Origin of the sequence: Plesiocystis pacifica SIR-1 (assembly GCF_000170895.1) — a bacterium.
GTDB classification, from domain to species: Bacteria; Myxococcota_A; Polyangia; order Nannocystales; family Nannocystaceae; genus Plesiocystis; species Plesiocystis pacifica.
The window spans coordinates 18762-28778 of record NZ_ABCS01000118.1; the positions used below are offsets into that span (position 1 = coordinate 18762).

General features: G+C 69.3%; 10 protein-coding genes. 4 read left to right on the top strand and 6 right to left on the bottom strand.

The window, feature by feature from the left end:
- Window positions 1-7: 7 nt before the first annotated feature.
- The 4 genes from PPSIR1_RS35705 to PPSIR1_RS44775 form a co-directional block, all read right to left on the bottom strand.
- Window positions 8-727, bottom strand: coding sequence for an MBL fold metallo-hydrolase (locus PPSIR1_RS35705; protein ID WP_006976134.1), 720 nt, complete (start codon window positions 725-727; stop codon window positions 8-10).
- A 107-nt stretch (window positions 728-834) separates the two neighbouring features.
- The gene (locus tag PPSIR1_RS35710) at window positions 835-2640 is read right to left on the bottom strand and encodes a hypothetical protein (RefSeq protein WP_006976135.1); all 1806 of its coding nucleotides are present in this window, start codon (window positions 2638-2640) and stop codon (window positions 835-837) included.
- 56 nt (window positions 2641-2696) lie between these two features.
- Window positions 2697-3929: a hypothetical protein gene (locus tag PPSIR1_RS35715; RefSeq protein WP_157596329.1), complete on the bottom strand. Its 1233-nt coding sequence runs from the start codon at window positions 3927-3929 to the stop codon at window positions 2697-2699.
- The gene (locus PPSIR1_RS44775; RefSeq protein ID WP_006976137.1) at window positions 3926-4918 is read right to left on the bottom strand and encodes a thermonuclease family protein; all 993 of its coding nucleotides are present in this window, start codon (window positions 4916-4918) and stop codon (window positions 3926-3928) included. The genes PPSIR1_RS35715 and PPSIR1_RS44775 overlap by 4 nt, the downstream gene beginning before the upstream one ends.
- A 247-nt stretch (window positions 4919-5165) precedes the next feature.
- Here PPSIR1_RS44775 and PPSIR1_RS35725 point away from each other — a divergent pair, with 247 nt between their 5' ends.
- Both PPSIR1_RS35725 and PPSIR1_RS35730 read left to right on the top strand, forming a co-directional pair.
- Complete coding sequence (locus PPSIR1_RS35725) at window positions 5166-5903, top strand: hypothetical protein (RefSeq protein WP_006976138.1); 738 nt, start codon at window positions 5166-5168, stop codon at window positions 5901-5903.
- Window positions 5904-6016: 113 nt separating this feature from the next.
- A complete protein-coding gene (locus PPSIR1_RS35730) occupies window positions 6017-6244 on the top strand; it encodes a hypothetical protein (RefSeq protein ID WP_006976139.1) in 228 nt (75 codons plus the stop codon).
- Window positions 6245-6553: 309 nt separating this feature from the next.
- Here the strand turns inward: PPSIR1_RS35730 and PPSIR1_RS35735 are convergent, their stop codons facing one another.
- Window positions 6554-7558, bottom strand: a complete 1005-nt coding sequence (locus tag PPSIR1_RS35735) for a 4Fe-4S binding protein (RefSeq protein ID WP_006976140.1) — start codon at window positions 7556-7558, stop codon at window positions 6554-6556.
- 221 nt (window positions 7559-7779) lie between these two features.
- On the opposite strand from PPSIR1_RS35735, the gene PPSIR1_RS44780 reads away from it, so the two are divergent.
- Both PPSIR1_RS44780 and PPSIR1_RS35745 read left to right on the top strand, forming a co-directional pair.
- Entirely contained in the window at window positions 7780-8430 is a 651-nt protein-coding gene (locus PPSIR1_RS44780) for a TetR/AcrR family transcriptional regulator (RefSeq protein ID WP_006976141.1), read from the top strand.
- 62 nt (window positions 8431-8492) lie between these two features.
- Window positions 8493-8903, top strand: coding sequence for a hypothetical protein (locus PPSIR1_RS35745; RefSeq protein WP_157596331.1), 411 nt, complete (start codon window positions 8493-8495; stop codon window positions 8901-8903).
- Here the strand turns inward: PPSIR1_RS35745 and PPSIR1_RS35750 are convergent, their stop codons facing one another.
- On the bottom strand, window positions 8904-9869 hold the full coding sequence (locus PPSIR1_RS35750) for a sulfotransferase domain-containing protein (protein WP_006976143.1): 966 nt from the start codon (window positions 9867-9869) through the stop codon (window positions 8904-8906). It abuts the gene before it with no gap.
- Window positions 9870-10017: the final 148 nt, after the last annotated feature.

Sequence of the window (10017 nt, forward strand, 5' to 3'; positions counted from 1 at the left end):
TGTCCGATCAGAGCGCGGCTTGGAGCAGGCCGCGGGTCTTCTCGGCCAGGTCGGCGCCGCGCAGGATGTCGCCGTGGGCTGGGACCATGACCGTCGGCGGGTACTCGCCGACCTCGCGGATCATCGCGCCCAGGCCCGCGCCCTTGTCCTTGAAGATGAAGCGCACGGCGAGGTTGAACACGCTGTAGCCCGGCCCGCTCTTGGTCAGCTTGAACAAGGTGCGGGGGAGGAAGGGCTTGGGCAGCGCGGCGAGGTTGGTCAGGATGTCCGAGGCGTACCAGGCGTAGCCGTCGGCGATCTTGGCCCGGACCCAGGTCTCGCCGTGGCGGCTGCCGGGGGCCTCGACCACGGCGACGTCGTCGCCGAGGGAGCCAGCCAGCGCGGACAGGGGCTCGAAGCTCAGGGGCTTGGTGGAGCGCTTGGCGATGCGCGCGATGGCCCCGGGGGCCGCGTAGCTCCGGGCCTTGGGGAAGCGCTTTTGCCAGCGATCGACGCCCAGGTAGTGGAAGCCGTTGTTGGCCACGATCGCCTCGATGGGGCCGATCGCCTCGAGCTCGGCGACGGCCTCGTCGGACACCCGCGAGGGCGGGCTGACCAGGAGCACGCCTCCGCTCGGGAGCTTGGCGGCGAAGCAGTTCGACTTCCCGTCCTTGCCGTAGGTGTAGGGCAGGGACAGCACCCCTGCGTCCTCGTCGATGATGGTCCAGCCGGCCGCGGTCGTGGTCATGGACGGCATGATGGCCGGCTTTGCGCGGTCCGCAAAGCCACGAAAGAGGGAGGGTGCCGCGGCGCCCTCCCTCGAGTGTGGTCCGAGGACCAGGTCTCGCGCGTCGCTCAGAACCGGTAGAGCAGCAGCACGCGGAGGTCGGTGCGCCGGTCGACGCCCTCGGGGATGGAGGCGCTCGGCGGGCGCTCGACGAAGCGATCGCGGAACACCACCTGGGCGAGGAACACGTTGCGCCACAGGTAGATGTGGGCGGCGACGCGGTACTGGGTCTCCTGCAGCTGGCGGCGCAGGTCCGAGCCCAGGTCCTCGGGCGGGTTCTCGAAGGTCGAGGACAGGTACTGGCCGAAGTCGGCGGCGATCATCAAGCGGCGCTTGATCGCCAGCAGGCCGGCCTGGACGTTGTAGGCCAGCTGCCAGTTGCCGAAGTTGAGCTCGCGCTTGGCGTAGACCTCACCCAGCAAGATGAGCCGCTTGTAGCGGAACACGCTCTGGAGGTTGACGGCCGGGTAGCGCTCTTGGCTGCGCTGGTCGTACTTGGCGCCGACCGCCACGGTGAAGGTCGTGGGCGCCAGGGTGTAGAGCATCGGCGAGTCGAAGCGGTTGTAGTAGCCGACCAGGTTCATGTGAATCTGGGCGCCCGCCGACCAGGTGTAGTTGCGGTTGTCGTCGGGGAAGAAGGTGCCGCCGACGTTGCCGGCGAAGCGACCGCTGCCGCCCGCGAGGAAGGTCCGGTAGATGAACTTGCCGCGCTTGTCGAGGGGGCCGCCGAACTCCATGGCCGCGCCGTTGCCCTGCTCGAAGGCGTTGTAGACGTAGAAGGCGGGGTCGACGAGCATGCGCTTGTGGACCGAGCGGACCAGCTCGAGGCTGAGGCCGCCGCCGCCGGAGTTGACGTTGATGTAGTGCCCGTTTTTGATCGGCACCTGGAAGGTGGCGAAGGTCAGCCGCGGGGTCTTCTCGGCCCGCATCGAGAGCAGGAAGAAGCTGTTTTGGATGAAGGGCATCTGCCCGAGCACCCGCATCTGCAGGCTCTCGAACTCGGTGTTGAACAGGCTGCGGTTCTCCTCGCCCCGGGGGTCGACGGCGTCGGAGCCGTCGGCGTTGGGCGGCTGGTTGATCAGCGCGTTGGTCCCGAACTCGGGGCCCGCGAGGTTGAACTCCTGGCTGATGCGCGCGACGACGGAGAAGCGGATGTCGCCGGCGGGCTGACAGACGGTGACCTCGGTGCCGAGCTTGCAGCCGAGGTCGTCGCAGTCGGTGAAGCCGTCGCCGTCGTTGTCGACGCCGTCGGAGCAAAAGTAGTTGGTGCGCTCGCCGTCGTTGTCGGCGCCGCGGCCGAGCAGGTCCTCCTCGACCTCGCCGGCTTTCAAGGTCAGGTCCGGGCCGCTGGCGGGGGCGTGGCCGACGGTCCCGCTCTCGAGCGAGCCGCCCGCGGGCGCGTCCACGCTCTCGCCGGCGAGCTCGCGGTCCCACGAGCCCTTGCAGGCGTCCATGCCCTGGCAGTCGTTGTCCTCGCAGTCGAGGTAGCCGTCGGAGTCGTTGTCGACCCAGTCGTGGCAGCGCGCCTCGCTGTTCTCGGCCATCCCGTCCGGGGCGCAGGCGGGGTCGGAGCTGCAGTCGGCGTCGCCGCAGTCGTAGACCGTGTCGCCGTCGTTGTCCTCGCCGTCGGCGCAGTCGCGCTCGGGCTCGGGGTTGGGGTCGTCGATGGCCGAGCCGCCCTTGCTGGGGCTCGGGCCGGTCGCGTCGGGGCCCTTGCTGGCGGCGGGAGAGGTCGCGCCGGGGCTCTGCACGGTCGGCGCGCTGTCCCCCGTAGGGGCGGGGGCGCCGGCCGAGGCCGTCGGGGAGCAGAGCAAGGCGGCCGCGAGGGCCAGGGCGGAGGTGAGGAAGGGGAGGCGTCCCGCTCGTCGGGTCATGGAGGGCTCACAGAGGTCGCGGAGGTCAGTGCGCGGGCTAGAGGCCGAAGTGGAAGTCAGATCTCGCATAGCTTGGGGCCGTCGCAGACCGTCACGTTGGGGTTGTAAGAGCAGTCCCAGTCGTCGCAGTCGACGAAGCCGTCCGCGTCGTTGTCGAGGCCGTCGGAGCAGCGCTCGTCGTCGGTGGCCTCGGCGTCGCCGAGGCTCTCCTGGCAGGCCTGGCGCACGGCGATGTCGTCGGCCTGGGAGCAAGAGAAGTCCGCGCAATCGACGAAGCCGTTGCCGTCGTTGTCGAGGTGGTCCGAGCACTTCTCGAAGGTGTTCTCACCGATCTCGAAGCAGTAGTCGAAGATCTCCTGGTCGTCGGACTGGGAGCAGGAGAAGTCGTTGCAGTCGGTGAAGCCGTTGCCGTCGTTGTCGACGCCGTCGGTGCACTCCTCGAAGGAGGTCTCGTCGGGCAAGCTCGCGCAGTAGTCGAGGATGGCCTGGTCTTCGGACTGGGAGCAGGAGAAGTCGTCGCAGTCGGTGAAGCCGTTGCCGTCGTCGTCGACGCCGTTGGAGCAGGTCTCGAGGGTGTCCTCGCTGGGCAAGTTGGCGCAGTACTCGAGGATCTCGGGGTCCTCGGACATCGAGCAGGAGAAGTCGGCGCAGTCGGTGAAGCCGTTGCCGTCGTTGTCGACGCCGTCGGAGCAGGCCTCGAGGGTGTTCTCCATCTCCCCGCCGACCTGGCCCGCGCACGCGTTGGTGCCCACGCAGCCCGAGTCGTCGCAGTCGACGTCGCCGTCGCCGTCGTTGTCCTCGCCGTCGTCGCAGGTCGTGTTGCTGTCCTCGCTGCACACGGTCACGAACATCCCGCCGCGGCAGCCGAAGTCGGCGCAGTCGGCGAAGCCGTTGCCGTCGTTGTCGATGCCGTCGGAGCACGAGGCGTCGTCGAACTCGCGCAGGCAGCAGGTCTCGGGGATGTCCCGGCACTCCCGGTCGCCGCAGTCGAACTGCCCGTCGTTGTCGTTGTCGATCTTGTCGGTGCAGGCCGCGAGGTTGTCCTCGGTCTCGTCGACCGGGATCTCGGGCACGTCCTCACCGCACAGGTTCGAGAGGATCAGGCAGTCCGGGTCGGCGCAGTCGACCAGCCCGTCGGCGTCGTTGTCGATGTAGTCCGTGCACGAGATGTCGTCCTGCTCCCAGCCGTAGACCGGCGTGGTGACGACGTAGCAGGCGCTCGACAGCCCCGCCGCGAAGCCGCCGAGCAAGCACGCGGCCGCCCAGCGCGTCGAAGGCCGCGTGCTCACTTGAGGCACTCGGCCTTCCCGCCGCCGAAGCGGCGCTTGAAGGGCACGTGGAGCATGCACGCGCCCTCGCCCGAGGCCTGCTGGCCAAAGCGCCCGGCCTCGGCCCAGGCCATCAGCGCGGCCTTCAGCTCTTCGCGCTTTTCGGGCGCGACCTTGCGGTTGATGTGCCGGTACATGGCGAAGTCGTAGAGCACCGAGCGCACGTCGCTGTCGGACAGGGCGCCGAGGAAGGCCTTGGTCGCCGGGTCGATCTTGGCCGGGGCGACCAGGCCATCGATGACCGCGCCGTCGACCTCGTAGATGGTGTGGCAGACCTTGTCGCACTCGGCGTAGCGGGTGCTGTGCTTCCACTTGACCGAGTGGCCGTCGACGGAGGACACGAGCCGGTTGTAGGTCCCGCGGCCCTCGACGTCCTCCTCGGCGGAGTGCAGCGAGGTCAGCACGAACTCGGGGATGCCGTGGGCCCAGATCCCGCGCTTGTTGGCGATGGCCTCTTTTTGGGCCTCGATGAGGATGTCCCTGCCCGGGTTGTCGTCGATGCTCATCACGTGGGCGTAGCCCTGGCGGACCTGGTCCGTGGCGAGCTCGGGGCACCACACGAGCATGCGGCCGTAGGTGTCGGTCTTGCCGTCGGTCTCGCACTCCCACACGCCGTCGCGGGCGTTGTAGGTGCCCATCTTGGCCAGCACGTAGAGCTCCTGCATGGTCCAGCCGCCCCACTCGTGCACGGCCCCGTAGGACTCGAGGGTGTTGTAGCCGTAGAGGCGGGCCTTGGAGTCCTTGTAGGAGCCCGAGAGCACGCGGAAGGAGTCGCCGTCGTTGAAGAACACCGCGACGGGCTTGCCGTTGAGGATGACCTTGGTCTGGGCGTTGGCGGCCTCGGTGGGCTCGCTGTGACCGACGACGGTGGCCGTGACGGCGGCGGCCAGGCACAGGCCGAGGAGCGCGGGGGAGCGCCGGTGGCGGGACGTTCGAGCGGAGCGCTGCATGATCCTGGGGTCCAGGCCGAGCTCGCCCCACCACGGGATGGGCCGGCGAGCCTGGTAGGGCGCATCATGGACGCTGGATCGGGGCCCCGGCAATGGGTGGGGGGGGCGTTTTTGTCCGCTCTCACGTTGCGAAGCCGCAACGACCGGGGTATCTGGCCGTGGATCTCCCGTGTTTTCCCGTCCTCCGCGCCGCTTTACTCGTGCTCGTGCTCACCAGCGCGCGCCTGGTGCTTGCGCAATCTTGGCGATGGGGCTGGCGATCTCGTCGGGCTGCGGGGTGCAGCAGCGCGCGGCGGAGAAGCTGATCGATCCGCAGCTGCACCGGGAAGGTGTGCTGGTCGAGAACAACGCCGGACGCCCCGCGCGGGACGGGAGCTTCGCCCTCGGGGGCTACGCGGTCACCAAGGTCGAGCGCTGGGAGCAGGCGGCCGTACCCGGCGCCTTCCTGGGCGACGACAACCCGCGCACCCGACCGACCCAGGCGCTGGGGGTGCGCTTCGAGCTGAGCACGCCCGAGGGTGAGCGCTGGATCGGCGAGTGCCTCGGTCAGCGTCGCCAGCCTCCGGACCACGATCTCGCCGCGGTCGCCGACGAGCTCCGCGACGAGGTCGCGCTGCGCTGCAGCTACATCGCCCAGACCGACGAAGGCCCCGGCGATCCCTGGCTGCTCAGCCTCGACGGCGACCTCGCCGACAACCTGCTGGGCAGCCTCGAGCGCCAGGGCGAGGGCGAGGCCCCGCCCCAGGTCGTGGAGGTGGTGCTGTGGTACCAGCTGCTCAACTTCACCCGCCGACGGCTGCCGGCCTCCCTCGCCCTGCTGCGGGCGACGGACAGCCGGGCCGACCGCCCGACGACCGCCGCCGCGATGATCCTCGACAGCCCCGAGCGGGCCTGGCTAACCCCGGAGTTGGGTGCCCATACCCGCGGCCTGAGCCTCGCGGTGCTCGTCAGCTTGCGGCTGATTCCGCTGGGCTTCGAGAGCTGAGTCGCGGACGTGGGGCAGGGAGGGCGTGGCGTCGTCCGCGACGGCTAAAGCAGACAGAGACTGTGAAGACTTCACAGTCTCTGAGCGAGGGCGGGCTGGGGTAGGCTCGATCCGTGACGGACGCAACCTACACCGAGTTCAGCTTTAGCGGCACGCCGGACGAGTCGAAGGCCATGCACGCGGCCTTGCAGGCCCACGTCGATCGCGGCGACGTGAAGATCCTGTTGTCCACGGCCGGCGGCCTCGACCCCCTCGCGGTGGCCGAGACCATTCGGGTCATGAAGGGCGCCAAGGACTACGAGGGCGCCTGCAAGATCGCCCGCGAGCACGCGGGCGCTTGAACTCAGGGACTGTGAACTTTTCACAGTCCCTGACTATTTTAGCCGTCGTGGACGACGCCACGCCCTCCCTGCCCCACGTCCACGACTCAGAGACTGTGAGTAAATCACAGTCTCTGACTATTTTAGCCGTCGTGGACGACGCCACGCCCTCCCTGCCCCACGTCCACGACTCAGCGGAAGCGAATCCGAAGCACCGTGGCCTCGGCCGCGCGCTCGTTCATGAGCTGCTCGGCGGCCTCGCTCCACGGGACCAGGAGCTGGGTCTCGCCCGCTGCTGGCGCTGATCGTAGCGATCGCGTCCGCGCACGCCTAAGTGCGCGCCGCGTCGGGGCCGCGGACACGCACGGCGTCCACGGGGATCAAGAACTGCGGCGCCTTGGGGTTGCCCTTGAAGCGGGCCTTGACCTGGTCGTAGCCCCGATGGCTGAAGGGGCAGACCGACAGGCACACGGCGCAGCCGAAGTTGTCGGCGAAGTAGTCCCGGCAGGCGTCGTGGTCGATGGCCTGCATGCCGCCGTCCCCCCGGGGCTTTGGCTCGTCGCTGATCGCGTCCACGGGGCACTTGCGCACGCACTTGTGACACATGGCGCAGAAGTCCCGGACCCAGCGGTGCTCGTTGGGCGCCCCGTTGGCCAGGGGCAGGTTGGTGATGTTGGTGTAGATGGTGTTGATGCGGACGCGGGCGCCCTCGCCCGGGGTGATCAACAGGCCGTGGTAGCCGATGGCCCCCAACCCGGCGACCTCGGCGAGGTGCACGTAGTCCGTCACCCCGCCGAGGGCGGTCCCGGGGTAGGCCGCGTAGCCGTGGGCGTGCATGTGCTTGGCCAGGCGGTTGCCGACCTGCGCGAGGGTCTTGTAGCCCTTCCCGACCTCGTGCATGCACTCGAAGCTCGGCGCCTTGTCCATGGGCTCTTTGTCCATCTCGACCGTGAACACGATGGCGTAGCGGTGGGGGATGCCCTTGTCGCGGAAGATGGCGTTGGGCGGCACCTCGACGTAGGCGATGTCGCGGGCACCGGCGGCGCGGGCCATGGCCTCGAGCTCGGCGATGAACTCCGGGCTCGCCTCGTCGCTCGCGGGCAGGAACTGCCGGTCGTACATGCGAGCGCTCCGCCACATGCCGAAGAGCAGCGGGATCGCGTCCGGCAGCATGGTCAGCATGTGGCGAAAGGAGAAGCTCCGCGCGGGGCTCATGTTCTCGCCGTTGGGCCCGTCGAAGGGCGTGCGCGGCCTGGACTCGGGGGCGGGGCGCACGAGCGCTTTGAAACTCTCGAGCTTGCGGTCCATGGCGTCGAGCATCGTGTCCGCGGACATGCCTCGGGTCCGCTCCGTTCGCCCCGCCAGGACCCTGACCATCAAGCGTTGAATCATCGTCGTTCGCGCCGCCGAAAGCCCTTGGCAGCGTCCTCTTGCTGAGTATACACTCACTGAGTGAGCGCTCAATGAAAATGTCGAGCGGGGTCCCCACGGGGAGGCGGCGGCGGGCCGCGCCGGGCTTTTCCATCGCCTGGGGCGGGGGTACTGTCGGTCCGCGAATGGCAGAGCGAAAGGCCAAGACAGCCCGCCAGCGGCAGGCTGAAGCGACCAAGAAGAACATCGCGGACGCGGCGCTGAGGCTGTTCGCCGAGCACGGCGTGGCGGGCACCTCGACGCGCTCGATCGCCAAGCAGGCGGGGGTCTCGGAGGGGCTCATCTTCCACCACTTCCCCGACAAGATGGCCCTGCTCGCGGCGGTCGCGGCCACGCGCACGACCTTCGGCACCGAGGTCGTCAAGCTGCTCGAGGGCGCCGACGCGCGCCCGCTGACCGAGATCCTCGACGACATGGCGCGGATGTTCTCGAAGCTGGTGGTGGCCGGGACGCCCGAGGCGCAGCTGTTCAACGTGCTGCTCGGCGAGTCCCGCTCGAACGCCGAGCTGCACGCGCTGTTTCGCAGCGTCGTGGCTCGGGTGACGGGCGCCTTCGCGGCCTACCTGAAGGCGCGCGTCGCCGCCGGCGAGGTCCGTGAGGACCTGGACCTCGAGGTCGTCGCGCGCACGACCCTGGGCGGGCTGGTGTTCTTCTTCGCCACGCACTCGCACCTGAGCCAGGCGCAGTGGAAGCGGCAGGCGCCCAAGTTTGCGATGGAGCACATGCGCCTGGTCCGCGAAGCGTTGCGGCCCCCGCCCCCTGGAGACAAGCCATGAACGACTCGACTCGCCGATCTCCGGAGCCCACGACCGCCCTGGGTTTCGCTATCCTGCTCCGCATGATGGACCGTGCGTATCTTTGGACTTCGCGCCTCGCCGTGACCTTCGCGTGCTTGCTCGCGGGCGGACTTGCGCACGCCGAGCGGCCCGCCGTCGAGGCCGAGCCCGCGGTGGCGGGGACCCAGGCCCTGCTCGGGTGCTGGGACATGGTCGTGGATCTGCCCCTCGGCAAAAAGCGCGGGAAGCTGTGCTTCGAGAGCCAAGGCGGCGAGCTCACGGCGCGCGTATTCATCAAGAAGTGGCGCGAGGCCATCGAGGTGAGCGCCGACGCCGACCACGTCGAGGTCGTGCTCGAGGCGTCGATTGGCCAGGCGACGATCTCCGCCGACTACACCTCGACGCAGATGACCGGCAGCGTCCAGGCGCGGGTCGGCCGGCGTGCCTTCAGCGCCCAGCGCTCGGGCGGCTGACTATTTCGCCGTCGTGGACGACGCCACGAACAGCTCGTCGTAGGGCAGGTCCGAGCCGAGGGCGGCGAGCTTGCGGCGGTAGTGATCGTCGAGGGCCGCCCGCTGGGCCGGGCTCAGGGCGGCCTTGCTCCCGCCGACCTCGCCCTTGCGGATCATCGTCGCGGGCTGGCCCCGGTAGGTGGGCACGGGGGGCGCGAACTTGTCCTCGTGGGCCTTCATCCACGCGAAGCTGCCCCGCTCGACCACGCGGGCGTGCTCGGCCTCGCTGAGCTCGACGCCCAGGACCGCGGCCATGCTCGAGACCACACCGGCGAGGTCGCGCTTCATCTCGCCAAAGGTGACCACGAACACGTTGTCGCGCTCGCGCAGCGCCCACCAGCTCGCGGCGTGCTCGGCCCAGCACGCGGGCATGGTGTCGCTGACGACGTACTCGTACAGCGCCTCCATGCTGAACTGCACGTCGACGATGCCGCCGATGACCCCGTTGGCGAAGTGGTACATGGACACGAGGGTGTCCTTGGGGTCGCGCAGCACCACCACGTAGTGGGCGCGCTCGCTGTAGGGGGTCTGCGGGTGGGGCAGCTGGGTCTTGATCACCCGCCGGCCGGTCACGCAGCGAAGGTGCGTGGGCGCGTCGAGGGGCACGATCAGCTCGGGCACGGGGGCCTGAGGCCAGGCCACGAGGTCGTGGATGTGGTCGAACTCGACCTCCCCGCGGTGCACGACCTGCGTGGCCAGCTGCATCATCCAGTTGTTGCCCGCCTTGGGGTAGACGGCGACGAAGACGTCGCGCTCCGTCGGCTCGTAGCCGCGGAGGGAGCGCCCCATTCGCGCGTAGGCCCGCGGAAACAAGCCCAGCATGGCGCGCAGGCAGGGGCGGCCGAGGCCGACCCTGTCGAGGGCGCGCAGCGTGCCAAAGGCGAGTTGGGAGCGAGGCTGGAGGCGAGCGATGTTGTGTCGGGGCATAGTCGAAGCGCCGAGCCGATGGTAGCCGCGGCGCGTCGAACCTGCCAGGCCCAGGCGAGCTCGCTAGTACCGCGTGTCCGAAGTCCGTGTCGGGTTTGGGGTGGAGCTGGGACCCGAGGGCAAGGAGCCGCGACGACGCTGTGGTGGA